General features: G+C 55.2%; 23 protein-coding genes and 2 pseudogenes. 9 read left to right on the top strand and 16 right to left on the bottom strand.

The genetic code is table 11. The features are described from left to right. Positions 1-29: 29 nt before the first annotated feature. Complete coding sequence (locus BWR59_RS03155) at positions 30-1,223, top strand: L-dopachrome tautomerase-related protein (protein ID WP_081564181.1); 1,194 nt, start codon at positions 30-32, stop codon at positions 1,221-1,223. A gap of 22 nt (positions 1,224-1,245) precedes the next feature. Then, positions 1,246-2,448: an amidohydrolase family protein gene (locus BWR59_RS03160; protein ID WP_081564182.1), complete on the top strand. Its 1,203-nt coding sequence runs from the start codon at positions 1,246-1,248 to the stop codon at positions 2,446-2,448. A gap of 2,623 nt (positions 2,449-5,071) precedes the next feature. On the opposite strand, the gene BWR59_RS32750 is transcribed toward BWR59_RS03160, so the two are convergent. Further along, the gene (locus BWR59_RS32750; RefSeq protein ID WP_230981959.1) at positions 5,072-5,245 is read right to left on the bottom strand and encodes a hypothetical protein; all 174 of its coding nucleotides are present in this window, start codon (positions 5,243-5,245) and stop codon (positions 5,072-5,074) included. Positions 5,246-5,788: 543 nt separating this feature from the next. Here BWR59_RS32750 and BWR59_RS03175 point away from each other — a divergent pair. After that, on the top strand, positions 5,789-6,970 hold the full coding sequence (locus tag BWR59_RS03175; protein WP_081564184.1) for a Fic family protein: 1,182 nt from the start codon (positions 5,789-5,791) through the stop codon (positions 6,968-6,970). A 636-nt stretch (positions 6,971-7,606) separates the two neighbouring features. Here the strand turns inward: BWR59_RS03175 and BWR59_RS03180 are convergent. Continuing rightward, the gene (locus BWR59_RS03180; protein WP_081564185.1) at positions 7,607-7,912 is read right to left on the bottom strand and encodes a BPSL0761 family protein; all 306 of its coding nucleotides are present in this window, start codon (positions 7,910-7,912) and stop codon (positions 7,607-7,609) included. Next, positions 7,912-8,676, bottom strand: a complete 765-nt coding sequence (locus BWR59_RS03185; protein WP_081564186.1) for an NAD-dependent protein deacylase — start codon at positions 8,674-8,676, stop codon at positions 7,912-7,914. The genes BWR59_RS03180 and BWR59_RS03185 overlap by 1 nt, the downstream gene beginning before the upstream one ends. Positions 8,677-9,436: 760 nt before the next feature. On the opposite strand from BWR59_RS03185, the gene BWR59_RS03195 reads away from it, so the two are divergent. Next, positions 9,437-9,661 (top strand): helix-turn-helix transcriptional regulator, encoded by a 225-nt coding sequence (locus tag BWR59_RS03195; RefSeq protein ID WP_081564188.1) that lies wholly within the window; start codon positions 9,437-9,439, stop codon positions 9,659-9,661. A 626-nt stretch (positions 9,662-10,287) separates the two neighbouring features. Here BWR59_RS03195 and bdcA read toward each other — a convergent pair. After that, complete coding sequence (gene bdcA / locus BWR59_RS03200; RefSeq protein WP_081564189.1) at positions 10,288-11,001, bottom strand: SDR family oxidoreductase; 714 nt, start codon at positions 10,999-11,001, stop codon at positions 10,288-10,290. Between the two features lie 260 nt (positions 11,002-11,261). On the opposite strand from bdcA, the gene BWR59_RS03205 reads away from it, so the two are divergent. Next, complete coding sequence (locus BWR59_RS03205) at positions 11,262-11,858, top strand: TetR/AcrR family transcriptional regulator (protein WP_081564190.1); 597 nt, start codon at positions 11,262-11,264, stop codon at positions 11,856-11,858. Between the two features lie 181 nt (positions 11,859-12,039). On the opposite strand, the pseudogene BWR59_RS31870 reads toward BWR59_RS03205, so the two are convergent. The 5 genes and pseudogenes from BWR59_RS31870 to BWR59_RS03225 form a co-directional block, all read right to left on the bottom strand. Next, positions 12,040-12,279 (bottom strand): annotated as a pseudogene (locus BWR59_RS31870) (XdhC family protein). Between the two features lie 414 nt (positions 12,280-12,693). After that, positions 12,694-13,038 (bottom strand): annotated as a pseudogene (locus tag BWR59_RS03210) (citrate-proton symporter); the annotation flags it as partial. A gap of 109 nt (positions 13,039-13,147) precedes the next feature. Beyond that, positions 13,148-14,581, bottom strand: coding sequence for a pyridoxal-dependent decarboxylase (locus tag BWR59_RS03215; RefSeq protein ID WP_081564192.1), 1,434 nt, complete (start codon positions 14,579-14,581; stop codon positions 13,148-13,150). A gap of 168 nt (positions 14,582-14,749) precedes the next feature. Continuing rightward, on the bottom strand, positions 14,750-15,700 hold the full coding sequence (locus tag BWR59_RS03220; RefSeq protein WP_275532520.1) for an alpha/beta hydrolase: 951 nt from the start codon (positions 15,698-15,700) through the stop codon (positions 14,750-14,752). Between the two features lie 452 nt (positions 15,701-16,152). Next, the gene (locus BWR59_RS03225; protein WP_081564194.1) at positions 16,153-17,115 is read right to left on the bottom strand and encodes an AraC family transcriptional regulator; all 963 of its coding nucleotides are present in this window, start codon (positions 17,113-17,115) and stop codon (positions 16,153-16,155) included. 128 nt (positions 17,116-17,243) lie between these two features. On the opposite strand from BWR59_RS03225, the gene BWR59_RS03230 reads away from it, so the two are divergent. The 3 genes from BWR59_RS03230 to BWR59_RS03240 all read left to right on the top strand — a co-directional run bounded on the left by BWR59_RS03230 (position 17,244) and on the right by BWR59_RS03240 (position 19,763). Continuing rightward, complete coding sequence (locus BWR59_RS03230; RefSeq protein WP_081564195.1) at positions 17,244-18,023, top strand: SDR family oxidoreductase; 780 nt, start codon at positions 17,244-17,246, stop codon at positions 18,021-18,023. Positions 18,024-18,233: 210 nt separating this feature from the next. After that, positions 18,234-19,112 (top strand): alpha/beta hydrolase, encoded by an 879-nt coding sequence (locus BWR59_RS03235; RefSeq protein ID WP_081564196.1) that lies wholly within the window; start codon positions 18,234-18,236, stop codon positions 19,110-19,112. Positions 19,113-19,127: 15 nt separating this feature from the next. Next, positions 19,128-19,763: a TetR/AcrR family transcriptional regulator gene (locus BWR59_RS03240; protein WP_081564197.1), complete on the top strand. Its 636-nt coding sequence runs from the start codon at positions 19,128-19,130 to the stop codon at positions 19,761-19,763. Between the two features lie 275 nt (positions 19,764-20,038). Here the strand turns inward: BWR59_RS03240 and BWR59_RS03245 are convergent, their stop codons facing one another. From BWR59_RS03245 to BWR59_RS03255, 3 genes are all read right to left on the bottom strand, one after another. Beyond that, positions 20,039-20,431: a RidA family protein gene (locus BWR59_RS03245; protein ID WP_081564198.1), complete on the bottom strand. Its 393-nt coding sequence runs from the start codon at positions 20,429-20,431 to the stop codon at positions 20,039-20,041. 103 nt (positions 20,432-20,534) lie between these two features. Then, the gene (locus BWR59_RS03250; protein WP_168184442.1) at positions 20,535-20,792 is read right to left on the bottom strand and encodes a DUF2790 domain-containing protein; all 258 of its coding nucleotides are present in this window, start codon (positions 20,790-20,792) and stop codon (positions 20,535-20,537) included. 230 nt (positions 20,793-21,022) lie between these two features. Further along, complete coding sequence (locus BWR59_RS03255; protein WP_081564200.1) at positions 21,023-21,715, bottom strand: aspartate/glutamate racemase family protein; 693 nt, start codon at positions 21,713-21,715, stop codon at positions 21,023-21,025. Between the two features lie 80 nt (positions 21,716-21,795). On the opposite strand from BWR59_RS03255, the gene BWR59_RS03260 reads away from it, so the two are divergent. Next, positions 21,796-22,575: an AraC family transcriptional regulator gene (locus BWR59_RS03260; protein WP_081564201.1), complete on the top strand. Its 780-nt coding sequence runs from the start codon at positions 21,796-21,798 to the stop codon at positions 22,573-22,575. A gap of 51 nt (positions 22,576-22,626) precedes the next feature. On the opposite strand, the gene BWR59_RS03265 is transcribed toward BWR59_RS03260, so the two are convergent. The 4 genes from BWR59_RS03265 to BWR59_RS03280 all read right to left on the bottom strand — a co-directional run bounded on the left by BWR59_RS03265 (position 22,627) and on the right by BWR59_RS03280 (position 26,627). Beyond that, positions 22,627-23,301 (bottom strand): GntR family transcriptional regulator, encoded by a 675-nt coding sequence (locus tag BWR59_RS03265; protein ID WP_081564202.1) that lies wholly within the window; start codon positions 23,299-23,301, stop codon positions 22,627-22,629. 161 nt (positions 23,302-23,462) lie between these two features. Then, on the bottom strand, positions 23,463-24,746 hold the full coding sequence (locus tag BWR59_RS03270) for an aspartate aminotransferase family protein (protein ID WP_081564203.1): 1,284 nt from the start codon (positions 24,744-24,746) through the stop codon (positions 23,463-23,465). Next, the gene (locus BWR59_RS03275) at positions 24,736-25,746 is read right to left on the bottom strand and encodes a transketolase C-terminal domain-containing protein (RefSeq protein WP_081564204.1); all 1,011 of its coding nucleotides are present in this window, start codon (positions 25,744-25,746) and stop codon (positions 24,736-24,738) included. Before BWR59_RS03275 ends, BWR59_RS03270 begins: the two co-directional genes overlap by 11 nt. Continuing rightward, positions 25,743-26,627: a transketolase gene (locus BWR59_RS03280; protein WP_081564205.1), complete on the bottom strand. Its 885-nt coding sequence runs from the start codon at positions 26,625-26,627 to the stop codon at positions 25,743-25,745. The genes BWR59_RS03275 and BWR59_RS03280 overlap by 4 nt, the downstream gene beginning before the upstream one ends. Between the last annotated feature and the right edge of the window lie 55 nt (positions 26,628-26,682).

A 26,682-nucleotide genomic window follows, 5' to 3' on the forward strand; every position in this document is an offset into this window, starting at 1 on the left:
CTTCAGTGAAAACAATAAACGGGATATCCATGCTTGATCGACGTCATTTCTGCAAAGCGACCGTGCTGGCGTGCGGCGCCGCTGCCTTGGCCTCCAGCAATCTCACCCAGGCAGCCTCGCTGATCAAATCCGGCCCTGCGCTGATCGAGGTCGCAAGCCTGGATTGGCTGTGCAACGCCGTCGGGCTGACGTCCGGCGGGCGTCTCTTCGTAGGGCTGCCACGCTGGCCTGGCTTTGAAAATACACCCTCGATTGCCGAGGTATTGCCCAACGGCACGCTCAAGCCGTTTCCCGGCGGTGCGTGGAACGACTGGCAGTCGGGCAAATCCAGCGCTCATGCGTTGGTCAAGATCAACACCATTCACATCTTCGACGACGATACGCTGTGGGCAATCGACCAAGGCGAAGACGCAGGCCGCCACGGCATCAACCCAGGGCAGAAAATCCTGCAGTTCGACACCCGCGACGGCAAGTTGCTGCGTTCCATCACGCTGCCTGAAAGCGTGCTGCCAGCGGGTGCCAATCTCAATGACCTGCGGCTGGACAGCGAACACGCCTATCTGACCGACTCGGGCCTGGGGGCGATCATCGTGGTCAACCTGAAAACAGGCGCGGCATTGCGGCGGCTTGCCGATCACCCTTCAACCAAAATGAGCCCCGAGCGACGTCCGCTGGGGGAGGGCGCACAACCGTTGCTGACGCCGGATGGCAGCGATCATCAGGTGCATTCCGACCCACTGGAAATCAGTCCCGACGGGCAATGGCTGTATTACCAGCCGCTGACCGGCCCGCTGTGGAAAGTCCCGACCGCCGCGCTGCGCGACACGCAGGTAACCGAAAAAGCGCTGGGTGAAAAAGTCGAGTTCGTCTACGACACCGGGGCGCTCACCGGCACCGCCATCGACAGCGCAGGCAACCTCTACCTTGGCGAATACGACAAACCGCGCGTTACCGTGCTTTCACCGGACGGGACCTTGCGCGTTGCAGTGGAAGACCCACGGCTGTGGAACCCTGACGCGATGATCATCTCCAACCAGCGTGAGTTGTACATTCCGGTCCCGCAGAGCGCGCGGATGGCCTCCAACCGGGGTCCGAACGGAGTGAACGCCCTGCAGTTGCCGTTCAAGATTTACAAGATTCGGCTCCCAGACCATCTGGGAAACCGTGAAGCCGTACCTGCGGTTGTCGGCAAGTCATTGATGTCCGCACGTTCGAAACGCTGACGATCACTCGAAGGAGGCCTGAATGCCCCTGGATGCAAGCCTGAATCGCAGAGCGTTGTTGAAACTGGGGGCGGTGGTTGGCGCCGGCCTCGGGCTGCCTGCCGTCAGCACAGCGGTCATGCCAGCGTTGGACCGGCCCGTTAACTGCATCATCCGTCATGCCACGGTACTACCGATGACGCCAGATACTGCGGCTGCGCCCGACACGGATGTCTGGATTCGCGAAGGGCGAATAATGGCGGTCGGCAAAGGTTTACAAGGAGAGGGCGCCGAACTCATTGATGCAACGGGAATGATATTGATCCCGGGCCTGGTGGATGCTCACTGGCACCTTTGGAACAGTATTCTGCGCAACAGCGCACCTGCGCCAGGTGGCGAGGCATTCTTCAAATCACAGGTGGCGATCAGCAAACGTTTCACCCCTGAAATGGCAGCGCTGGGTGTGCAAATGGGCCTAATGGAGGCAATGAACGCAGGTATCACGACGGTCAACAACTGGGCACACAACCTGCGCAACCCCGCGTTCGCCCAAGCAGAGTTGAAGGCCATGTTCGAGAGCGGGCTGCGTGGACGATTCTGGTACGGGTATCCTCAGGATCTGGCACCCAGCGCAGCTATAGATTTCGCCGATATTGAGCGGGTTCAGTTACAGTTTCAATCAGTCTCCTCTTCGCGTTTTGATCTGGGTCTGGCTATCCGTGGTCCCGAGCGGACCGAGCGCAGGATCTGGGAAGCGGAGTTCGCGTTCGCCGGTACTCGAGGGTTGCCGCTTTCCACGCATATCGCCGTAACAGCGCAGGCACAGAAAGCAAAAGCGCTCCAGCAATTGGCACGCAAAGGCTTGCTGGGGCCCAGCGTGCAGTTGGTCCATGCCACTCACGTCGACGCTGAGGACATTCACGCTATCGCTCAGTCCGGAGCTTCGGTCTGCCTTACACCGCTGACTGAAATGCGCGTCGGATACGGCATCGCTCCTGTGAATGCGCTGCATCAGGCGAAAATCCCTCTGACGCAGGGTATCGACACACTGGTGCTCAGCGGCGATGCCAATCCCTTCATGGTAATGCAGACGCTGCTGAATCTGGCAGTGGGTGTCAGTGGCAACGAGCAGGCTCTTACTGCCCGAGATGTTCTTTACTGGGCAACGCAGGGCGCTGCCGATGCAATGGGACTTGGATCAGAGCTAGGCTCCATCACGCCTGGAAACGTGCCGATATTGCCCTGATTGATACGCGCCGATTGGGGATGTTCCCGAACAATGACCCGTTCGCGACCGTAGTTCAGTCCACAACTCCCGCAGACGTCAACACCGTGATTGCCGACGGGCGAGTCCTCAAGCTCGACGGGAAGTTGTTGAGGGGAGATTTCGTGCTGCTATCTCAGCAGGTGGATAGAGTATTGAAATCGCTATGACATCCGATTGTTGTCTATAGAAACGCGTGCCGACAAGCCGCACTTTATTGAACAGAGCACCGATTGAAGGTGTATTCATTATCCGGATAAGCCAAGCTTTCGCAGAGAAATGCCATCTAATATTGAGTAAAGCTATTTCTGCTTGAGCAAGCTGAAGCCGAGTTCGCCAAACCGGGCTTATGTGTCGAAAAGCGGGCACGGAGTCGAAGGCGTAGACTTAGGATCGTTTGGGAGGACGATGAAGGAGCGACGTGTGGATCAGCTCCAGAGCGCAGAGATGCAATATCCGGGTCTGACAATTATCGGATATTACACATGCACAGTGGTCTCTACTCCGCTCAAGGTCACGATGAACTCGCTCTGATCGCTGTTCAAATGCATGCCGATATCTCTGCTGCATTTCTCAATCTGTTAACGCAGATGAACGTTCATCTGCGTCGCGTCAAAATCACCTAGCTGACAAAAAAACAATGTGCCCAGTCAGAAGAGGGGGCAATGTTCCGAAGCTGGCAGGCATGCATTTGGTGTCGAACACGTGTCTTGGCAAGAAGCAACCGAAATTGCTATATGTACACTCGCCACAGTTGAGAATGGAGTGAACGCTATGCAAAGGACATTTATCGAGGAATTTCTCAAGGCCGCCAAACAGGCACCAAGGATCTATTTCGCGCCTGTGCTAGGCGCGTTCAACGGGATCAAAGCGGAATTAAAGCGTCTGAACAGTCTTCCATGAAGCCTGAAGGAAGGTGCCTCCTTTAGCGGGTGCACCTTCATCTGGCGCTTCGGCATTTTGCTTAGGGCCTCTGTTAGTCGCCTCAATCTCAGGACTGATTGCCGCTGGAAGGCAACTGGCTTGCGCTATCTATGCTATGCGGATCCGATCTCAGCTGAACCGCTGCCAATAGAAGACAGCTCCAAGCTCGCTGTTGCTGGTCCGTTCACTAATTTGCCCATCAACTCCGTTCGGCGATGTCCGAAACGTGAACCCTGCTGCTTGTAAACATCTGGAAATCTAAAAACTACCACCTTCCAGGTTAATTCACGTCGAGGGCCGGACTCAGTCGCGGCAGGGAGTGATTTGTAAAGACGGAGAGAAAACACGACGCTTGCGGATGACAGGGTCGGGACGCTACCGAGGTAGGAAGTAATTTATGGACTCGGAGGGAAAATACCGCAGTCTAGAAGTTAGTTCCGCAAACGTCCTACAAGTCACTTCCGAGGACTGCTGGATCAGATCGGGAAACCCATCCCGACGGAGGACCTGGGCAGTAGCCATGAGTAAGCTAAAATGGATGGAGCGTCTGACTGAGGCATGGCCTGAGCGTTGCGAGCGATAACTTCGACATGAGGTTTCGCAAATTTAAAAAATGATGCGGCTTGATCTCCAGAGCAAGCAAATTTTATCAAGGCCCTGGTTTTTAAGGCTTTCGCATCTTCAGTCACAGATTTCGCATCTTTAAGCAATCTCGACAAGAGGACTGCCACCCTGAACTGTAATATGTTATTACGTATAATGTATATTATGTTAAATTATGTCTCAGGTCGCCGGTCTCCATATGTGACCTGTACCTAAAAGCTGGACTTGTCCACGAATTACCAAAATCCCATAAAATCATGCACGTCCTCTTCGTCTCTCTTGCCTTTCGACTGAAGTCCTCGGAAGCAATTCTATATTCGGAACGTGAAGTAATCGTGAGCACTGGCGCGTCTTACACTTGACCAACGAATTGCTTCCGCGATTTGAGTGGATATGTGGCCAAAATTTCGTAACACGCACCGCACCGATTCTTTCCTTCCGAAGCTCATGACGAATGGGTTCTTGCTTCCTACCGAACTCGGGGCCATCCTATTACTTCCTAGGGGTATTCGGCTTCTGATAATTAATGCCCAATTGAATAGAAAGAATGTCATCAGTTGTTCCACCTCGCCGCGACATACTACGGCGTGTGGTGGCACGACCAAGCCTATGATTTGGATAAGTTTCTCCTGACCGCTTACGCTTGGAGTTCCTCAAAACTTGACGTGCACGACGGGGTGCTCGTAACACCAATCATGCATCCGATACTCTAGTCCGAACACTCCACCAGTTTTTTCCTTGCCGATAGCTCTCACCAGTTCTTCGTTTTGCTTCCGTATTTAGTACCGGAACTAATCATTGCTTGCGCGTTTTAAAACTTCCTCGCTCATACCCACGCGTCGACGACCCTCGCGCCTGCACAAATGTGAAACTCCTTGCTAGGCAAGGCTGTACGCATGTGATCACTTAGTCTTGCCCACCGACGAATGAGCCAGCCTTTCCCGGACACGGTCTCTATCGAGCTTTCGATTCCCTACCAGAATTCGTTAAACCAGATTGCATCCATCCAGGCATTTTACAGCCTATGAGCTTCCTGAACTCCTCAACACTGAGCAAGTTGGCAGATCTTATCTGCGACCTATTTAGTCAGCCCATTTTTTCCAAGGTAAAACAACGCAGCCAAGGCCATCCCCGCTTGACTGCCTGCTTGCTGAAGTCGTTGTCGAAAGACGTGGCGCATCCGTATTACTGCTTTACTAATCTTGATTGCACGCGTCGATCCGCTCGTGTAGTAGGTCGGCAGTACCTGCATCAGTGTATATAGCCCCAGTCGTCGAGCAGCTTCTGCGCCATGTTGGCAGCCTGCACATTGGAAAAAGGAATACACACCGCCACTTCCTCTCAACCTGAAAGCTGACGACCACCCTCCTCCTATATTCCAATTTCCGCCTATGTGAATTGGCGGAAATTCGACTGAGCCGCGGCGTATCTGCTGTGCCTTGGTAAGTCATCCGTGTCTTTGTCAGATTGAAAAGGTCGACCTGCTCTGCGCTCAGGTTGAAGAATATCTCGTAGGTCTATTCAGAGTCGTGGCTTTTCTCGCTGTTAAAGACTTGTTCGATGTTCCGCTCATTTCTACACTGTCTGTCCCCCGGATCCTGGCTAAGCGACCTAGTTCTGACAAGAGAAGCTTTCGCCTTCGCCCCTTGCGATGAGGTCACCATGAAGATTGTCGGCAAAGCCGAGATAGAGACCGTCGCTGATGTGGTTTGCGACGCCTGCACCATTTCTACTCGTGTGAGAACTGGTGCGAACGGATACGAATTTGTTACTGTGCGCTTATGATGGTGGACAAATGGCTTTAACTCCATTCACCACGCAAGACCGCGCGCCCGGCGACCTCAAGGACGCCGTTCTCGAGCTCATGCACCTTGACGCCTCACTGAATGCAAATATCCCTAAACCGATGCGCTTACCGTTGATCCGCCTGCAACGCTTGGCCAACTCGTATTACAGCAACAAGATCGAGGGAAACCGGGCGTCGCCCGGCGACTTGCTGTGTACTCAGAATGATTCAAAAGATGCGGAGGTGGCGCCGGACCTACTGGAAATCAAACACCACGCTGACGCTCAACTCCGTCTGGCTAAGGATCCGATCGATGCGGCCGCAATCTGCACTCGCGAATCCATCTCGCGCCTTCATAGCGAGCTCTATACGGGGCTGCCCGCGAAGCACTTGCTTATCAAGGTCGGGGCTGATGGCGAACCTGCCTCACTGGCACCAGGTGAGTACCGAACTCGAGGTGTAAAGGTGGGCCTTCACATTCCGCCCCACGCGGATGAAATCGGGACCTACCTGACGTGGTTCGAAAATGCTTATCGGCTGAACCGGCTACATGGGCTGGCGCCGCTCCTGGCTGCTGCGGGAGCTCACCATCGTTTACTCTGGTTGCACCCATTTATCGATGGAAACGGAAGGACGGGGCGCCTTTTCACCGACGAGTATTTAACTGCCGGCGGTTTGAAGGGTTACGGACTGTGGTCAATGAGCCGCGGATTCGGTGGAGACGCGGATGCATATTATGCTGCCTTGAGAGCTGCCGACCATGTTCGTAAAGGCGATCTAGACGGCCGAGGAGCTCTCTCCGACCGCGGGCTGCTCAAATTTACCGAGTACTTCATCAGTATCGCGCTCGAGCAGGCGCGTTTCGTCAGCGCGCTTTTGGAACCTCGCACGCTTAACCGACGTATCGATCACTACTTTCACATGCGTCAATGCTCCGGACTTCCGAGGGCCGACGGTAAATCGCTGCCGACTCTACGCCTCGAAGCCCTTCACCTTTACCGCAGCCTTCTTGAGTCCGGCCCCATGCAATATTCAGACATCCAAGCCAAGTTGGGTCTTAGTGAATCAACAACACGTGATTTACTCGGCCAGATGGCAAGAGAGGGGTTGATAGCGATGGGTGATAACAGTCAGGTCTCGATGAGGCTTTCTGGGCACTCCATCATGACCCTGTTTCCTGGCCTGCTTTGACGTACCCAAGGCGAAAGCGGGACGTAAGTGATCGATAAAGCTGCAGGTATTTTAAAATCACGATCTAAAGCCAGCGTTCTGTTTCATCACTATCTTTGAGCCGGAGAAATAGGTGTACCGGTGCTCGAGCTTGGCATGTTTTTTGGTGATAATGGCTTCCAGGCCTCACATTTTTCATGCGGCACCAACAACCTGTAAGTTAGGGCCTTTGCTTCGCTCATCCACTGCCTCAGATAAGACTGAGGCACATGTATTGTCTTTTTTGAAGCTTTCCATCTGGACCTAAGCCCTCCCCCTCGGTACCGATCCATCCTGAACAACCTGACCAACATTCAGAGTAAATCGGTCGTCACAGGAATTTTCCTATTCGTACGCGGCCAGCGAACACACCTTCAGAATTCTCAAATTAAGGCCGATGATTACCCACGGTCGTTGTCGAGAATCTGATGGAGCTCTACCCACGGATAACGAGTCAGTTCATCCTTTACCCTACATGTCAGGTCGTGAGGAAAGCCTTCATGCGCCTCTGAAAGCGTCTGCCATTTCATACACGAAACACAGATTACGTTCCCGCCAACCAGCGCCCAAGATGAGCACCAGTCCACCATAGAGTAATTGTTGTACATAACCGGTTCTCTAGATCCGCATCGTAACGATGGTTGCGGCCTCGTCGCCATCGCCAGAGAAAAACGTCTCGCTGATCGGCCAAGTGCTAAGGACAGGAGGTAACTCCACGCCGTTACCCAACAGCTCATCGATGGCTCGCTGTCGGATGTTTTCTAGGCGACCGGCCCGCGAAATGTCCTGCCCGCTGGGAAAATGACGGAGCAGGCGCTTGGCTTCAAGCCTCACCGGGCGAGGCAGAGAGCTGTCTTTCGAAAGCCTTTCAAGAAACTCTCCCGCATCCACGACGCCGCGTGTTCGCTCATGAGTCGTCGTCATCAAGCATGCTCCTCTGTAACTAAGGGTGAGCACAGCCGTGGGAGGATTTCAGTCGCTTTGCCAATGAGCATGAGCTCATTGGGCGCGCCTGAGCCTACGTCATCTGTATTAACGTGAATAACCGTGGCGCCGGCAGACAGTGCAATCCCTGGAAGGTTGGCAGCGGGCGTGACCACTCCAGATGTTCCAACGGACAGCAAAACGTCACAATTTTTTACCAGTGATACGGATGATTTCCAGATGCCCGCAGGGAGGTCCTCCCCGTACCACACGTGCCCTGGACGCAGCTTCCCGTTACAGTGAACGCACCGCGGTGGCTCGACGAGAAGGCCCTCCTCCTGAATGGGAACTGGCGTCACCAAGGCTGGTCGATGGCAGGCAAAGCATTTCGAAGACGATAAACTGCCATGCAGATGCACGACCTCCAGTGATCCCGCTCTCTCATGTAGATCGTCTATGTTTTGCGTGATGATTGGGATTGGCTGCTCGCCGCGAATTAGTTGGCTGAGCGCCAGATGAGCAGCATTAGGCTGTGCACGGGCCGCCTGTTGCCTTCGCCACAGATACCATCCCCAAATAAGTCGAGGACTTTGTCGGAACGCCTTAGCTGTCTCCATCTGTTGAGGAGAGTGACCTGCCCATAGCCCGGTCATCCCGTCACGGTAGGTAGGGATACCACTCTCTGCCGAGATGCCTGCGCCGGAAAAGCACACAATGGTTTTGGCGTCATTCAGGGCTTTTGCAGCTTGCTCCAGGATTGCCACTGAATCCCCTCTAGCAACGGGTTGATCAACAAGGTTTGAAAGAGTCCAACACGCAATATCTCAGGCGCGATCCTTTAACATTGAGCCGTAGAGCTGCGGCTCGCTTATGTCAACAGTGTGGTTTGACACTCGTGGGCTATGAGCGCGAAGGTGCCGCTCTGAGTACCACACATGGCGCGTCTTCTTCCTACGAAGGTCCAGCTCTCCAAGCTTGTAAGTCCCCATGGAGGTCTCGTAAACCACCGCTGAATCCTCGGTATCAACACCCCTGAAACAGACAATCTGGACCAGCGTTTCCAAGCTCCAGGCCGGTCGGCCGGTTAAATCGGGAGGGCACAACATCTGCACTCCTTCAATGACCACGCCCTTCGCAAAATTCAAATAGCTCTGGAGCTCATAGGCGCAACGTACGATCGCAGCCCGATCCCGTTTGCCAGTATGAATTGAAGTGATCGTCGCGAGAAAGCAAAGGCCCTCCACTTCGCAATGGGACCGGGTTTCAACTGAGCGGCGTGCGGGGTCGAGCACGTATATCACTGATACACCATCGTGAGTTTGGCTGGCTCCCTGCTGCAGCACGAGTTGAGATCTGTCAACGCCCTCACTTCTGAACCAGCAAGTTGCTCTGTCGGATTGGCCAATGATTTGGCTCCCGGACTGAGTGTGAAGAGAGGCTGTGAATCTAGAAATACGGATTATAGTCCGTGGCCTGGCTGTCCGCAAACGCAAGATAGTGCCGCCTCAGGTAGAAGAGGCAGCTATGTGGGATCTGGCGAAGGAGCTGGGCAAGAAAATCAAAGGCGCTCGAAAGCTCAGAGGGATTTCTCAAGAAAGCCTTGCACTGATGTGTAGGGTTGATCGCAGCTACATGGGCCGCATTGAAAGAGGTGAGGTGAACCTGACGCTTGAGAAGCTTTATCAAATTGCCCAAAGTCTGGATTGCGAACCATCTGCTCTACTCCCCTCGCCCCCTAAATCTAAATAGCCATCCCTCGCAGGATCGCAACTGGATTCACGGGTCTGGAATCCACTGGCATCCAATCCTAAGTCAACCACCCGTGATATTTCCTGCATCTCTTAAAGCCTTCCCAGCTTCGCGCTAGGGAAAAGAGAAATTGCAGATTCGGCAAACGGCTGGCGCGCTGTTGAACACACCACCACTCCGTGTAATCCACTCAAGCGGATTGCGCAGAAGACTCGTGGGAGCGAAAAAGAGCAGTCGTTCTCTGGCACGTTTGGGCAGGGTTACCGCATCTGACTTAACGTCAGAAACCTATCATGGCGACAGGTGTTCAATGAATTGGCCAACCCGACCACTGCAAGCCCTCCCACCCGGGGGGATATCGGATAAACGTTCGAAGTTACGATGACATAGAATCAGACGCCGACGCTGTAATCCAGCCTCGGCGGTTTTGAGGTATGTCGCGGGATTTTTACTTTGCCCCAACCAAGGCTGCACAGGCATGCCTTTTAGAAATCAGGCCGGGCCTCCTCTTACCCGCTATCCGCAAGAATTGGTTTCTCCTTTATTGCCATTTTAGCGTCTGAAACGAATTCAGATTACACGACTGCGAAAACCCAAGCCCCCTTAGCTGACTAGTCCAAAGTTCATTAGGCAGCCATCCCGCCGTCGATTGTCAACGCTGCTCCGGTAACCATCGCTGCCTCGTGGGATGCCAGCCAAGCGACCATCGCGGCCACTTCACTAACATGCGCATGGCGTTTAATGGCCATGAAGCTGTGCATCAAGTCTTTCATTTCCCCACCGGCCGGGTTCATGTCCGTATCGGTGGGGCCAGGCTGGACAACGTTCACCGTGATTTGGCGATCACCAAAGTCCCGAGCGAGGCCTTTGACCATACCTTTAAGCGCAGCTTTGCTGGCACCGTAGGCGGCAAGGCCGTTCATTGGAGAACGGTCGGCATTGGTGGAGCCGATAAAGACGATCCGACCACCGTTGGGCATATGCCGTGCGGCCGTGACGGCGGCATGATAAGGCGCGTTGATATTGATGCTGAACAAGCGATCGACCTCGTTCGGATCCATCCCCAGTGGATCACCGGCGACTGCCACACCGGCATTCACGACAAGCACATCGATTGCACCCTGTTGGCCGATTGCTGCGATCAACGCCTCGCGATCGCTGCTGTCCAGCCGAACAGCATCGCCTCCTGTTTCCTCGGCAAGTGACTTGGCTCGTTCTTCTGATGCCGAGTAGGTAAAAGTCACTTGCATGCCCTCGCTGGAAAGACGTCGCACGATAGCAGCGCCAATGCCGCGGCTACCTCCCAACACCAAGGCTTTCTTTACGGAAGTTGATACCATGTCGTGCACTCCTGTTTTATTGACAACGGTCCGAATTGATCCGAAGATCAATACTGATCAGTACATAATTAATCAGAAACCTGCTGCCGCAGTCAATAACTTATGTATTGAGTAGTATAATATTCTCGTACGTCCGAGTGCGTTCTGGTGCTTGGAATAGCCGGTCAGTATTTGACGTTCATCTCATGGAGTGAGCGGCATACCGTTGACATTGGAACTATCCGGTTCCTAGCATGCTCGCTCATTTACGGGGATGATCTATGACCAAGTCAGCCTATCTCGGCCGCCCGCGGCAGTTCGATTTGCAAGACGCGGCTCGGGACGCGATGAACGTGTTCTGGGATCGAGGTTACGAGGGCGCGTCCCTCCCCGACCTCATTCAAGGCACCGGGCTGTCCCGCGGCAGCCTGTACAAGGCTTTTGGCGATAAGAAAGGCCTCCTGCTCGCAGCGCTGGAAATTTATATGGCCGAAGGGCTGAAGACTACTGCAGACATTCTGTCGCAACCAGGCACTGTCAAAGACGCCATTCGCCAATCGTTACCGCGCCACGCCTACGCCTGCGCAGATGAAGCTGGAAAACGCGGATGTTTGGTGGTCGCGGTAGCGAGTGAAATGGCCGCTCACGACCCGGAGATTGCGCGGCTCACAGGCCGTATGTTCCGACGCACTCAGCAACTGTATGCGAGTGCGGTCATCCGTGGGCAGGCCGCCGGGGAATTCAAGGAAGGTGATGAACAAGCAAAGGCGCGTTTTTTGGTTGGCCATATACAGGGGATGCGCGTGTTGGGCAAAACCGGTGTCAGCAGAGCCGACATGATCGCGCTGGTCGACACGGCGCTGATCATTCTGAGCTGATCACCCAGGCTTTCGGCTTTCGGCTTTCCGCTGACGCTGGTATCAACAGCTAACATTGCTCGATTGTCCCTACTAGCCAGCTTCAGCCACGGAAACCGACTCGTTTTAGTCGACTAGGAGATCGAGATAGACCACTTGCAAGTGATGCAGGTTTTTAGCCGGGTCGTGGAGACAAAGAATTTCAACAAGGCCTCCGAGGCTTTGGGCATCCTGCCGTCGATGACATTAACCGCGTTTCTGCCCGCGTGCAGCCGCCGGACACGCTCCCGATCTCGCGACCGTCGTTACGCAAGGCGATCATCAAACCCACCGGATGTGGCGAGTAACGTCAGGTTCGCACGCTAGTCGCCAGTAACACGCGATCGCCAGCCGCGAGCCAGTCCCAAGCGTTGCGCAGTAACAGCAGACCAAAGCTTTCCATCGGATTTACCCTCATGTCCGGGATGATCGACTTGCTGGTGGGGTCGGTAGGCATATGTAACTTGTCTATCGTCTGCACGCCCATTCTTAACGATTACCGCAACTGTCAACTAATTGCGAGTCGTCATCGCGCTGGTCGCTGCGGCTGTCTGATCCCCAATCAGCGCGTGACTACATTTGCTCCTCATGTAGCGGCGCAGTGCCAGTGTCGCAGTAATGCCACGAGGCCTGCCGCTCCCATCCATGCCCCCGACATACCGTGATCGCCTGTTTCATGAATCAACCATGTATCGATCGCTGGAGTGAACCCGCCCACGATGGCTGCAAGGCTGTACGCGACCGAAAACCCGAGTGTGCGCAGCGACTCAGGCACGATTTCGATGAGATAGACAATCATCGCCCCATTTAACAGACCTTAGAGGACGGACAGCCGCAGGCTGACGATCAAGAGTTTTTCGAAAGAAGGGCCTGCAGCGAGCCAGGTCATCGCCGGGTAGGCTGTCAGCACTGCAAGCAGCGTGCAAGTGAGCAGCACGGGCAACCTGCCCAGACGATCGGATACCGCGCCACTCAATGGTAGCCAGACAAAGCTTGCGCACGCCACGAAGAAGGTCACTGCCAGGCTTTCAACCCGGGTGAGATGCAGGACTTCACGCCCAAATGTCGGGGTGTAGCCTTTCAGGGTATAAAACGACACGGTAGTCATCATCGCTACCAGCGCCCCCATCAGGACGACCTGCCAGTTGGCAGCCAGAGAGGTGTGCTCAGTGGTTGTAGACTTGCGCCGGGCCTCAAATGCACTCGAGTTACCTACTGGAGAAGCGTTACCCCCTTACCAACTTTCCATTCAAATCAGGCCTTGATGTTTACTAACTGACATACCGCTTCAATTGCGCTTGCGCATGTCGTTGCATTGCCTCCCAGATTGCGTCCACATGATCGGCTTCAGTCTCCAGTGCTCCGATAGAGATGCGAACCATCCAGCGTCCATCGATAGTTGCAGGCGTGAGAAACCCCTCTCCAGATCGGTTCAGATCATCCACCCAGGCACGGGTGTATTGGTCAAGTGCCTCTGGATTCACCTCTTGAGGCTCGTATCGGACGCACACGGTTTGCAACTGCACTGGCGCCAGAACTTTCCAACCCGGCATTGCTGCGACTTTTTCCTGAAGCGATTTCGCATTGGAAATATCACGACGCAGGCGCGATTGCAGTCCGCAAACGCCCTCCTCGCGGATGAGGAACCACATTTTCAAGGCTCGGAACCGGCGCCCCAACGGAATGCCCGTATCACGCAAGTTCCGTACTTGCCCGTCAACTGAGGACTGTAGATAACTGGGATTAGTGGACATGACCCGCAACAAATGCTGTTCATCGCGGACATAGTAAAGCGAGCAGTCGAAAGGCGCTCCCAGCCACTTATGCGCATTGATCACAACGCTATCCGCCCCCTCAATGCCTTCCCACATCCATCTGCATTCAGGCAGGATCATGGCAGCACCTGCCATAGCGGCATCAACATGGAACCACAGGCCATACTCCTGAACGATGTCAGCAATCTCGCCGATAGGGTCAATCGACGCAGTGGCAGTCCCGCCAAGGCATCCAACCACAGCACAAGGGCAATAACCTGACGCGAGATCGGCTTCGATCATGCGCTTGAGTTCCGATGTGCGCATGGCCTGCTTATCGTCAAGGGGTACTAAGCGGATGTTTTCGCGTCCGAAACCTGCCAGCAGAGCGCCTTTCTCCACCGAGGAATGAGCACCGGCTGATGCGTAAACGATGAGCCGCCGAGACTCCCCTTGAAGCCCCCCACGAGCCAGGCCATATTCTGTAGAGCGCTCGCGTGCCGAGATCAGCGAGACTAAGGTGCTCGTCGAAGCCGTGTCATTGATAACTCCGACCCAGCTGGTAGAGAGCCCGACCATTTGGCGATACCAGTCGACTACCACCTCCTCGATCTCTGTCACCGCAGGAGAAGACTGCCAAGATAAGCCAAGCACTCCGAGCCCCGTGCTCACGAGCTCGCCCAGAACGCCGGCTAGTGAGTTATTTGCGGGGTAGTAGCCAAAGAATGCGGGGTGTTGCCAATGCGTCAAATGCGGTAGCACTACCGTGTCAAGATCAGCAATCACTGCATCGAAGGGCTCTGGTTGGCCGGGTGGTGATTGAGGCAACAGAGCGCGCACCTCTCCCGGTTGCGTGGAAGCTTGTACGGGTCGCTCTGCAATGCCACTCCGATAATCTGCCAACCAATCTATGAGTGTATGACCGTACTTGCGAAACTCTTCTGCATTCATGATTTTTTAGCTCTCAATCTTGAGTCTAGAAACGACATCGACGTCACGGGTTCCGCGCACAACATCACCAAATACCTCGAGATTTGTCACTGCAACAGTTGATATAAACGGTGGCACTGATCAGGAGTGGCCCATGACCGCACTCCTGACCAGCTGGACACAATACCGTCAGTTATTCAGGAATTTGACCACCGTCGCATTCAACCCAGCAGAGCATTCTTCTGGTAACCAGTGCCCGCAACCCGGCAAGATTTCACCTTGTACGTTAGTTGCATATTTCTTTGTTTGATCAATCTGAAACTGCCCTAAGCCGTTACGTCCACCACCGCCGATTGCCAATGTCGGCATGCTCAAGGGCGTTTTCGACAGTTCAGCGTTTTCAGCAATCGACTTGTTCAGGGCGCGGTAATACTCGAACGACGCATTCAACGTTTGGGGCTTGGCGTAAGACTTGGCGTATAGATCAATCAGCTTGGGCGTGAACGCATCCATCTTGGCAGCATGGGACTGAATGAATCGTTTGAGGAAGAATTTCTCATGCCCAGTGATCAATGTTTCGGCCATGTGATCGTCCGCGGCGAAGAAGCTAAAGTGCCAGACCAGTGATTCACCTTCCGGGGAGAAGGCCGGGAAGTCGTACACGCTCTTATCGGGAATCGGCGCCTCCATGAACACTAGTTTTTTGATCTGGCTTTGATGTGTCACTGCCATTGGATACGAGTTCCAGATGCCGATGTCGTGCGCGACCAGATCAAACGGCTGGTTGCCGCTTAGCTGCGTAGCAAGATCAAACAGGTATTTCGAGACGGCAGTACCGGAGTACCCGGTTTTAGGCGGCTGCGACTCTCCCAACCCTGGCAAATCGACTGCTACTACGGTGTGATTTTTCGCAAGTTCTGGCATCAAGTTGTGCCACTCGTACCACGCCTGGCCAAAGCCATGGACCAGATAAACCATAGGCCCGGAGCCGCCTTTTACGTAGTGGAGCTTGATACCGTCTACGGTTTTGAACTGACTCTGGAACCCCTTCGGAACAGGAAATTCCGCCGCTTGGGCAAAGTATGGCAAAGCCATGGTGATCGCTGCCGTTGCGAGAGCCCATTTAAAATGCTTTTTCACGTCGTGTACCCCTCGGGCTGAGGCTCGCCATTCACGGATCGTTATCCCCGATTGCTAGGCGGCTGCTTGTGATCGTCAATTATTTTAAGTAGGTCATATAAGTAACGATCGGTACAGTATAAGCAGCGGCATCACTCGTCAATGATATTTGTACCACTTGGTATTTATGTTCCTGAAAAGCCTGACTCCTCCCACCTAGAGCGCTGTTCGCACTTTCAGCATGCCGCGGGACGAAGACCCGCGAGATTCGCTATTTAGAACGGTGTGGCTGCTCAGATCGAACTACGGTTTGAAGCGCGCGCTCTGCCGAGGATATTCAATAATGTACGGTGGCCGTACAATTTTGTGAGACAGGAGCTCGGCATCAGTTGTTAGGATTGGAGCCCAACCGCCTTGCAAAAGTTAGGCTCAAGTCCCATACCGAAGACCCGGTGCTTGGTGGTTGTAGCCGATCAATGCTTCACGTTGCTCGTGTCCCGGTTCCTGAGTTGAATCGGCTCCGGCCCATCGTCAACTGACAAATTCGCAAATTCCCCAATAGAAAAATTTCTAATATGACGTCTTGGGGGTTCTCCGAACGTTCGTCCATATTCACGGCTGAACTGCGACTGGCTGGCATATCCCACCCGGAATGCGGCCGACTCGGCATTGATGCCCTCCGATGTCATAAGGCGCCGGGCCTCGATTAGTCGTAATTTTTTTTGATACTGGAAAGGCGTCATCGACGTCAGCGCTTTGAATTGACGATGGAAGGCCGAAGTACTCATCTGTGCAATCGCCGCCAATTGCTCCAGTCGAACGGTCTGGGAGAAGCAGTGACGCAGCCATTCCAAGGCCTCCCTGACTCGCTTGCCAGAGGGACTTCCCACGAGCAGTTCAGCAATTCTCTGACCATTTGGGCCGGCCATTAGCCAGAAACACATCTCCCGCATGATCAGCGGATAAATGGTATCGATGGCTTGAGGTGTATCGAACAGCCGCATGATGCGCACCGCGCAGTCACTCAACGGACCCGTGAAATCAGTCACGAGAACACCGCGTTCGCAATCGGCGCTCATCGAGTCTAAAACGTGCAGACCTTCGGCGACATCCCGCATCAGGGCCAGGTCCAGGGCAATTGCCATAACCAGACAGGGTTCGGCCGAACTGGCTTGAATTACACGGCCAAGGGAGGGGGCCGTGACGGACACTATTAACGCTTCACCCGCACGATATTCGAACGAACGATCTCCGAACACGGCGCATTTGGCACCTTGGGCGACGATGCAGATCGCCGGGGCGAAGAGTCGGTGCGTGGGAGGCTTTTCTTGATCGGAGCGAAGAATGAGTACATCGGCAATGGGTGTGACGTAAGGGCCGTGACCCGCTTGGGCGTCTGTGTAGTGCAAGATCAAATCTATCAACTGGCGTGACATGCTGCTCACTCTGCAAGTGATCTGATTATTGAGAACAGGAATAGGCAAAAACTCGAAGAGTTCGGGTATCCAGATTGCGCGTTATAAGCTTCATCATTGAGGCACCTCCATGATAAAGGCCCAATACGATGCCCGTAGATCAGCCCGTAAAACAAGCCACCCAAGTAGCCATCGTGACTGGTGGCAGCCGAGGAATCGGCCGTCACACCGTGATGTGCCTAGCTCGACGAGGCGTGCATTCGATTTTTACCTACCAGACCGGCGAGGTACAGGCGCATGAGGTTGTTGCGTTGACCGCCGAAGCCGGAGCGAAAGCGATTGCTCTGCAGTTGGATGTCGCGGACTCAACGTCATTTGCGGATTTCGCCCGCCGGGTACAGGCGTCGTTGGCGCAGTTGGGTGTCGAGTGCTTCGATTACCTGGTCAATAACGCAGGAACATCTTCAAATTCCAGCTTTTACGAAACCGAAGAAGCTGAAATGGACGCTCTGTTTGCAGTGCATTTCAAAAGCGTATTTTTACTGACCCAACGGCTGGTACCCATGATGCGCGACGGGGGACGGATTGTGAATCTTTCATCAGGGCTGGCACGCTTCGCAATGCCTAATCGAGCAGCATATGGCTCAATGAAGGCCGCCGTTGAATCGCTCACGCGCTACATGGCTCTGGAACTCGCTCCGCGAAAAATCGCTGCTAATGTCGTGGCTCCAGGCGCCATTGCGACCGACTTCAGTGGCGGCGTTGTACGGGACAATCCGCAAGTCAACAAGCTCATCGCAGCCCAGACAGCGTTGGGTCGAGTGGGCTTGCCTGAAGAGGTAGGGTCAGTGATCGCAGGCCTGCTGTCCGATGAATTCGGATGGGTCAATGCCCAGCGGATTGAAGTCGCCGGGGGTGTTTCCATTTAATTGAGGCTGCGGCATTTCGCAGCTTTGCCGAGTGGAGGCGCATTTCGATCCACTCTCAATAGACTGCAGGGTTGGCGGACGCGATTCGCTCTGCCAACCCACTGCCGCCTCAACGGAGTCGCATCCCAGAACGTGCATGCAGGCGGCGCTTGTGTTGCCAAGCAATTCCATGTATTTATTTAGTGATCACTAAATAAATAGGTTCTGAAGATGACGACAGCTTACTTCGCCGGTTTTTCCACTGAGCTCATCGAGACAACCCGTGGACGTTTCCACATCCGCCGCCGAGGGGAAGGCACGCCCTTACTGCTGATACACGGATTCCCTCAGTCACACGCCTGTTGGAGTGAGGTGGCGCCTGCTCTGGCCGAAACGCGGGAGGTCATCTGCATCGATCTGCTCGGCTATGGTTATTCCGATTCCCCTCAAGGTGACGCCTTGCATCTGCGTTATTCCAAACAGGAAATGGCACTGGACTGCCTGGCCGTGCTGGACGAATTGGGCATCGAAAGCTTTTGCGTGGCTGGCCACGATCGTGGCGCCTTCGTCGCATGCCGCCTAGCGTTGTTTGCACCTGAGCGCGTTATGCGCCTCATCGTGATGGACAATCTGCCCACATTCGTTTTGTGGGATCGAATAAACCAGGACTCCAGTTTCATTCCGCACTGGCGAGAGATGGCCACCCCCACCAGTGAATCAATGTTGACCCTGGAATGGATGGTGGATCTCATGCGCGACCACACTGAGAGTCGTTCCTTGGATTGCTTGACGCCTCAGGCTATGGCTCAGTATCGCGAATCCTGGGCGAACCCGAATCGGATTCATGGTTTTGCAGAAGATTACCGGGCAGGCGCTGGCCCGGACGTGGCGTTGGACAGGAAGGATTTCGAGGCGGGCAAGCGGATCACGACCCCTGCCCTAATCATTTGGGGGCAGGCGTTTTTGGGCCAGTCTCCGGAGTCCCCTCTGGACACATGGCGCCGCACCCTTACCCCGGAGGCGTTAGGGGTCGAAGTTCCTGGCGGTCATTTCAATGCTGAAGAGGCCCCACTGGAAACAGTGGCAGCAATGAATGCATTTCTACGTTGATACCGAGGCTCGATCATGTCGCATTCCCACGTGAAAGAAGAATCGGACCCGCCTTCCAAACGAGGAAGGCCGCGCCATTTCAACCGTGCAGAGGTCCTCGCTCAAGCGATGGAAGTGTTTTGGGTGAACGGTTTTCAAGGCAGCTCTATTCATGAACTGTCGCAGTCAATGGGGCTGGCTCCCGCGAGTTTGTATGCTGCATTCGGAAGCAAGGAAGGATTGTTTGAAGAAGCAGTCGCGCTGTACCTGGCGACCGAGGCAGAGAAATCATGGCAAGCTTTTGAGCAAGCTGACCGACTTCGCGACGGCGTGCGATCACTCCTTATCGAGACAGTGAATTTGCTCACTCACACAGAACGCCCCAGAGGCTGTCTGCTCGTATTGGGCGACAAGGGAATGTCACCATCGCCCGACAATGTTCGAGAAGTCATGCGTAAGCAACGGGAGTTGAAACGAGAACAGTTGGCTGCGCGACTTCAGCGTGCGCTTACTGAAGCAGAGATCCCTCCCTCTACCGACGTAGACGCATTGGCGGCCTCGGTGTTTATTTTCATGAGCGGCCTGTCGATTGAAACGGCCGACGGCGCATCCAAGGCCAGGCTATTGAGCGCCATCGGCGAGTTCATGTCGCGGTGGCCAGCGCAAGATTGAGGACGGGCACTCTGCCAATAAACGGCGGTCAGGTGATCAGAACCACGAGAAACAGACCACCTCTGATTCGCGAGTTCGTCTCACTCAGGTTCGGTACGTTTGACCGATATTTCCGTGCAGCCGAACGGTCTGGGTGTACGCTTCAAATTCTAAAAGCTTACTGCGGTCATCCGAACAGGATGATCGCAGCATCGGTCATGAGGCGTGTTTGAACATGCTGGTGATGGGCAATTTGCGGCGCAAGGAATTGCACACTCATGAGCCGATCAGAGGAACTATCGCTGCACAGCGACGCATTTGATCTCCACGAGAAGTCCAGGGCGAGCCAGCTCACTGACACCTATGCAAGTCCATGCACAGATTCCCCTGGGAAAGATTTCATCCTTCACGCGTCTGAAAATGGGCATATGGCAATGCATATCGACGTGATAAGTGGTCATTTCGACAACATCTGCAAAATCGCAGCCACCGGCTTCCAGTACGAGTCGCAGATTCTCCCATGCCGCTAGAAACTGCTGCTCTGGATCTGCGATAACTAATAATTCCGGCGTCCGGCCTACTTGGCCAGCGCAGTAAAGCGTTTTTCCTACTTTGACAGCCGGCGCATAACCAGCTTGGTCGTAAAGCAATTTCATGCCATCTGGAACAATCATCTGACGATCAGTCATGGTTGTACAGCCCAAGATATAAAACGGGTTCAAAAACTAACCCAGGTGCCATTGCACACGGGTCAGTCCTCATTAATCAATTAAACACGGCAGACCTTTCCGCTCAGTTTTCATTCAGGCAAGCATTACCATTGGCCTCATAATGCAGACTGTGAGATTTACCCATCCGGTCAACGTAGCTCATGACGACCGGCCGAACGCCGCAAAAATCCAGATCTGGGCTCATGGTCACCTCAGCGATATCAAGTTTTGTAGAGTAGGTATATTCTTGAACGTCCTGGGTGTGATCGTTGTCCGCAAACGCATTCACGGCCCAGGCGCTCAAAGCAACGCATGTCAAAGCGATCAAATTAGACTTCATGTAAACTCCTTCACAAGGCATTATCTTTTGATGCCTGTATGACGAAGCTCCCCTAAACTTATTCCCCCGGCGCTGAAAGAATCTAGGGCATTACACACCACCCATTACTCTTCTACTGCTCAATGGCAGTGATTCCGGCTACCCCGAGATGGGTAGGTAGGCGCGGCGACTCATGACCTCTCTTTGAATCATGCCAGCATTGCCATTCTGCAATGTCTCTGCCTCGCAAATCACTGACCCAAGGCAAAGGTCACTGCTGCCCGGGCATGCAGTTCGGTCGTATCGAACAAGGGCAATCTGCTGTGCTCAGGTTTGATTAGCAGGCCTATTTCGGTACACCCCAGAATAACGGCTTGCGCACCTTGCGCGGCTAGAGACTCGATGACGTGCTGAAACGACAACCGAGACGTCTCGTTTATGACTCCCATGCACAATTCGTCGTATATGATGCGGTGAACGACCCGGCGGTCATCGGCATCTGGCACCAAGACGTTCAAGCCCATCGTCTTCAACCGGTCCTTGAGGAAGTCCTGCTCCATGGTGAATGACGTACCCAGCAAACCCACTGTTGTCACGCCTGCCTCCAAAGCAGCCTGTGCTGTGGGATCAGCGATGTGCAGAAATGGAATGCCGATCGCCTGCTGAATCTGCTCGGCGACCTTGTGCATCGTGTTGGTACACAAAACAACGCAATCCGCGCCGCCTGACTCGAGCCTGCCAGCGGCGTCCGCTAAAATAGCGCCAGCATCACACCAGCGCCCCAGGTGTTGCGCTTGCTCGATCGGACCGAAATCAACGCTGTACATCAGCAACTGAGCGGAGCGCAGCCGGCCCAGTCGGGTTCTAACTTGCTGGTTGATAAGCCGATAGTATTCGATACTGGATTCCCAGCTCATGCCACCGATAAGGCCAATAGTGCGCATGCTGCCTCCCCAAAAATGAACGTATTAGTGTCGAAAAAGATTCACATTCTTCAAAAGACTTAGCTATCAGGAAATTTCACATGCTGAGTCGGGACATATTGGACGGTGCGGTCTGCATCCAACTCTTGCCGCGTGCAGCTTACAGTGCCCATGACCCTGCACAGTGGCATACATTGGGCGTCACTTTGGAGCGTCAGAAGGGAGTGCACGCCATCAATTCGGATCGCCGGGTCGATTTTGACACTTTCCCCGGCGTGCTCGCGCAAGCCCCCATCGGAGTCGACGTATTTTCCGAGTCCATGAGCGGTGGCGAATATCTGGTCCTGCGTATGGATCGACACTTCGCCAATTGTCACCTGCCGATGCTGGACCATCGCATTCAATCAGCAGGCAATATCAGGGCTTTGCGCGTGGCGCAAAAGATACGCCGTGCGCTGATTTCCCCGCAGGTCGATCACCTGTCTTTGGAACAGACCGCGATGTCTTTGGTCGAGCTGGCCAGGCCAGCTCACGATCGTCCACAACGCCTCAAGTGGAATGCGCTTAAACCAGTGCTGGATCAAATCAGCGAGCTCTACCGGCAGCCTCTTACACTTGAGCAACTGGCCGCAACCTATGGCTGCAATGCGCTGCGTTTGCTGCGCGACTTTACTCGCGCAGTGGGCACTACGCCCCATGCCTATCTGATCGAAATCAGGCTGCAGGCTGCGAGGCATTTGATTGAAAAGACCGATCTTCCGTTGGCCATCATTGCCCTGGAGGTCGGCTTCGCCCACCAGTCCCACATGGGCAGCGCTTTTCGTCAGCATCTGGACATCACGCCGGGCGACTACCGCCGCAGATCAGGTTCGCCGGCCTGATGATATGAACACAGGCCGGTTCAATCAGCGGATCTGCGACCTTAGGACTGCTTAAGCCGATTGTTCATGTGCTTCATCAATGAATCTAAGGATGCTGACTCCGCCGCGAAGTATGTCTTCTGCAATAGCCTTACGGGCCTTCGCCGGCTTTCTTTCACGTAGAGCGGCGATCAAAACCAAATGCTCATCCGCTCCGACGTAGGAATTATGGCCAAAGGTATAGAACAGATTGAGAATCGGCCCCATGGATACCCACAAGCTTTCAATTTGGGCAGTGAGCATGTCCATTCCCGAAAGCCTGTAGAGCGTAAAGTGAAACTCGCGGTTGTACTGCATGGCCTCCATGGCTTCGTTCTTTCGATCAGCCGCCTCGAACAGATTGTGCAGTTCCAGAAGCCTGACCAAGTCGGCGTCGGTCACATGATGGGTCGCCATTTCGGCGGCCAGCCCTTCCAGCGCAATGCGGATGGTACGAACCTCCAGATAACGCGCCCGGGTCAATGCCGGCACGGTTGCAAACCGGCCAGAACGAAGTTCCAGACCGCGTTCGCTGACCAGCCGGAGACAGGCTTCCCGCACAGGCGTGACACTGGTCCCCAGTCGCTCCGCCAAGTCCTGCATGACCAACCGCTCCCCCGGTTTGAAGTTTCCAGCGATCAGTCCTTCACGAATCGAAAAATACGCCCGAGCCGAAAGGTTGCCTTGCTCCAAGGGTTGAATCTGCACAGTTAGCTCCTGATGGTTTCGGTCCCGGATGGCGGCACAACGGCTTGCTCACCCATACGCGATAAGGTGCCACTTATAACATATAGGCACTGAGGTGCCGATGGTTACGCAGCGCCGAAGTCGGCTGCAATTCCATCTTCGGCGCATCGCGACATGAGCGGCTAGACCAGGGTTTTCAAGACGTCCTCTATCACTCCAAGGGACTCATCAAGTATCTCCCGGGTGTGTGCCGTCGATAGGTACAGGCGCTTGAGTTGCATCGGCTGGAAGATGTGACGCTTCTCGATCAGAAGCTGACGAAACGCCACATCCCGCGAGTCATCATTGCGCAACAGATCGGTGTATTGGCGGTACGGCCCTTCGAAGAAATACAGCAACCACGCCGACCCATAACCGGCGCTTTGTGCTGGAATGCCCAAGCGCTGCACGATGGTGTTCAGCTGTGCGCGCATGTAGTCGCCCAACTCGAACAGCTTCTCGTACGTACCGGGGCGCGCCAGTTCTTCGAGGGTGGCCTGCACCGCCGCCAAGGTCGAAGGCGTGCCATTGCAGGTGCCGCCCATGAAGACGCCCTTGGGACCGGTCAAACCGATCAAGTGCATCAACTCACGTTTCCCGGCAATGAACCCCACGGGATAGCCGGACGAGGCAGCCTTGCCGAACGTGGCCAAATCCGGCGTCACGCCGACGATCGACTGATAGCCGCCCAGCGCGTGTCTGAAACCGGTGATCACCTCATCGAAGATCAGCACCACGCCATGGTCGCGTGTCAGGCTACGCAGGTCTTTAAGAAAAGCGTCCGTCGCCGCCACCGCCCCCATGTTATGCGCGATAGGTTCGACGATTATGGCCGCCACGTCCCCCGGATGAGCCTTGAGGTACTGCTCGACTGCATCGGCATCGTTGTAAGGGAGGACGGCGGTGTATTCGGCAGCCGCGTGGAGAATACCGTCGGACATCGGATCGAACTGGCCGATCCTCTCTCTGGCGGTCTGACCGTTCATGGCGACGTAATCGTGCCAGCCGTGGTATCCGCCTTGAAACTTGAGGATCCGTTTGCGACCCGTGGCCGCACGCGCAAGGCGCAGCGCGTGATAGGTCGCCTCCGAGCCGCTGTTGCAGAACGCAATCTGCTCGGCGCAAGGAATGTAACCGACCAGCGCCTCGGCCACTTCGACTTCCAAGTCAGTAATGCCCGCCCCCATCAAGTCCATGCGCTGCGCCACTTCGAAGACCCGATCACGGATTGCCGGATGCCCGTGGCCCAAAACATGGGCGCCAAATCCACAGTGAAAATCCGTGTGGCGATGACCGTCGGCGTCGAAGAGATACGCCCCTTCTGCGCGCACGAATGCATAGGGTTGTCCAAGCTTGCGGCTGGGGCTCAGATGACCGCCCGGCAGGACTTTTTCGGCACGGGCATACCACGCTTGATTAGCCGACATGGCGCTGCTCCTTGCCTGGAATGTTGGCCAACGCTTCGCGGGTGACCGCTTCGATCCCCGCCGCGTCCAGCCGGTAATGCTTGTAGAGATGCGTAGGCGGGGCGATGAGGCTGTACTCGTCATGGATGCCATGGCGAACCAATCGAACGCCGGCGCCCTCATCGGCCAGCACTTCGGCCACGGCCCCCCCAAGGCCGCCGAGGACGTTGTGTTCTTCGACGGTGATCAGCAGGTTGGTTCCGGCGGCAGCGTTCAGGATCGCCTCGCGGTCGATGGGTTTGAGGGTGTGCATGTCAACCACGCCGACCGCAAGACCGCTTTCGGTCAGTGCTTTGGCGGCTTCCAGAGTCGGATGCAGCATGCTGCCCGTGGCGATCAGGGTCACATCACGGCCCACGGCATGCACGATGGCCTTGCCAAATTCGAAGGTGACGTCATCCGAGTAAACAGCCGGTTCCTGCCCACGCCCGATGCGGAAATAAATCGGCTGCGGATGGTGAATCGAGGCACGAATGGCGGCCGCCAGTTGTGGACCGTCTGCCGGAGCAACCACCGTGAGATCGGCGATGCTGCGCATGATCGCGATGTCTTCCGTGGCGTGGTGCGAGGTGCCATAAAAGCCGAGGCTGATGCCGGTGTGGTGGCCGATCAGGCGTACCGGCAAGGCCGAATAAGCCACGTCCATACGGATCTGCTCACAGCACAACAACGCGAGAAATGATGCGAAAGTGGCCACGAACGGTATGGTCCCGGTGGTGGCGATGCCGGCCGCAGCACTGACCATGTTCTGCTCGGCGATGCCGAACTGAATGAACAGATCCGGGTGCCTTTCGGCAAAGCGGTTCAGGCCGTTGGAATACTGCAAGTCGGCTGTGCCGACGGCGATGGGATGGCCGTCGGCGACCAGATCCAGCAATCCTTCCGAGAGGTAATCCAGCCCGGGGTTGATTGCGTTCAGTTGGCGGTACTGCCAGCTTTTCGGGTTGACTGGCGCACTCATTGAACACCTCCATTGGCTTTGATTTCTTCGATGGCGAGCAACTCGTCTTCCGGCGCAAGCCAGCCCAGATGCCAGCCGGGTTCGGTTTCCATGTACTCCACACCTTTGCCCTTGGCGGTCAGGGCGATCACGCAGACCGGCCGTTCCCGCGCAGGCTCCGCCTTCAACTCCCGGAACAACATCGCCACGGCGGCCACGTCATGGCCGTCCACTTCCCGGACGTCCCAACCGAAGGCCCGCCACTTGTCCGCCAGCGGTTCGATACCCACCACATCATCGACCTTGCCGTCGAGCTGGTAACCGTTGCGATCGACGATGGCGATCAGGTTGCCGGTCTTGTGATGCGCTGCCGCCAATGCCGCTTCCCAGACCTGCCCTTCTTGCATCTCGCCATCGCCCAGCAGCACGTAGACATCGAAGGCATTACCCCGCAAACGTCCGCCCAGCGCCATGCCCAGGCCGCCTGACAAGGCGTGACCGATGGACCCCGAACTGAAATCCACTCCCGGCACCTTGCGCATGTCCGGGTGATCGCCCAGTGGGCTGCCCAGACGTGTGTAGTCATCCAGCCAGGCCTTGTCGAAGAAATCCCAGTCGGCCAACAGCGGGTAGAGGCCGACGGCAGCGTGGCCCTTGCCCATCAGAAAACGGTCGCGTCTCGGCCACTTCGGCTCGCCGCGTTTGAGGCGCATGGCGTCGTAGTACAGCGCGGAAAAGATCTCCGCGCAGGAAAACACCGAGGTGTAGTGGCCGACTTTGGCGATGGAAATCAGCCGCACCGTCTCAAGGCGCACGAACAGTGCGCGCTCTTTCAGACGAGCGATTTGCTCGGGCGTCAACGGCGTTACGGGATCACGAACCGCGAGATTTGCAGCGGGCATGAGGGCACTCCTGAGTGGGTTGATCGAGGCCTGACGCGGCCTTCTTCTTACAACT

Source organism: Pseudomonas sp. Bc-h (genome assembly GCF_002080045.1).
Taxonomy (GTDB): Bacteria; Pseudomonadota; Gammaproteobacteria; order Pseudomonadales; family Pseudomonadaceae; genus Aquipseudomonas.

Coding starts and splice junctions, on each gene's coding strand:
- BWR59_RS03155 (WP_081564181.1), top strand. CDS start 30: ATGCTTGATCGACGTCATTTCTGCAAAGCGACCGTGCTGGCGTGCGGC.
- BWR59_RS03160 (WP_081564182.1), top strand. CDS start 1,246: ATGCCCCTGGATGCAAGCCTGAATCGCAGAGCGTTGTTGAAACTGGGG.
- BWR59_RS32750 (WP_230981959.1), bottom strand. CDS start 5,245: ATGCAGGTACTGCCGACCTACTACACGAGCGGATCGACGCGTGCAATC.
- BWR59_RS03175 (WP_081564184.1), top strand. CDS start 5,789: ATGGCTTTAACTCCATTCACCACGCAAGACCGCGCGCCCGGCGACCTC.
- BWR59_RS03180 (WP_081564185.1), bottom strand. CDS start 7,912: ATGACGACGACTCATGAGCGAACACGCGGCGTCGTGGATGCGGGAGAG.
- BWR59_RS03195 (WP_081564188.1), top strand. CDS start 9,437: ATGTGGGATCTGGCGAAGGAGCTGGGCAAGAAAATCAAAGGCGCTCGA.
- bdcA (WP_081564189.1), bottom strand. CDS start 11,001: ATGGTATCAACTTCCGTAAAGAAAGCCTTGGTGTTGGGAGGTAGCCGC.
- BWR59_RS03205 (WP_081564190.1), top strand. CDS start 11,262: ATGACCAAGTCAGCCTATCTCGGCCGCCCGCGGCAGTTCGATTTGCAA.
- BWR59_RS03215 (WP_081564192.1), bottom strand. CDS start 14,581: ATGAATGCAGAAGAGTTTCGCAAGTACGGTCATACACTCATAGATTGG.
- BWR59_RS03225 (WP_081564194.1), bottom strand. CDS start 17,115: ATGTCACGCCAGTTGATAGATTTGATCTTGCACTACACAGACGCCCAA.
- BWR59_RS03230 (WP_081564195.1), top strand. CDS start 17,244: ATGCCCGTAGATCAGCCCGTAAAACAAGCCACCCAAGTAGCCATCGTG.
- BWR59_RS03235 (WP_081564196.1), top strand. CDS start 18,234: ATGACGACAGCTTACTTCGCCGGTTTTTCCACTGAGCTCATCGAGACA.
- BWR59_RS03240 (WP_081564197.1), top strand. CDS start 19,128: ATGTCGCATTCCCACGTGAAAGAAGAATCGGACCCGCCTTCCAAACGA.
- BWR59_RS03245 (WP_081564198.1), bottom strand. CDS start 20,431: ATGACTGATCGTCAGATGATTGTTCCAGATGGCATGAAATTGCTTTAC.
- BWR59_RS03250 (WP_168184442.1), bottom strand. CDS start 20,792: ATGAAGTCTAATTTGATCGCTTTGACATGCGTTGCTTTGAGCGCCTGG.
- BWR59_RS03255 (WP_081564200.1), bottom strand. CDS start 21,715: ATGCGCACTATTGGCCTTATCGGTGGCATGAGCTGGGAATCCAGTATC.
- BWR59_RS03260 (WP_081564201.1), top strand. CDS start 21,796: ATGCTGAGTCGGGACATATTGGACGGTGCGGTCTGCATCCAACTCTTG.
- BWR59_RS03270 (WP_081564203.1), bottom strand. CDS start 24,746: ATGTCGGCTAATCAAGCGTGGTATGCCCGTGCCGAAAAAGTCCTGCCG.
- BWR59_RS03275 (WP_081564204.1), bottom strand. CDS start 25,746: ATGAGTGCGCCAGTCAACCCGAAAAGCTGGCAGTACCGCCAACTGAAC.
- BWR59_RS03280 (WP_081564205.1), bottom strand. CDS start 26,627: ATGCCCGCTGCAAATCTCGCGGTTCGTGATCCCGTAACGCCGTTGACG.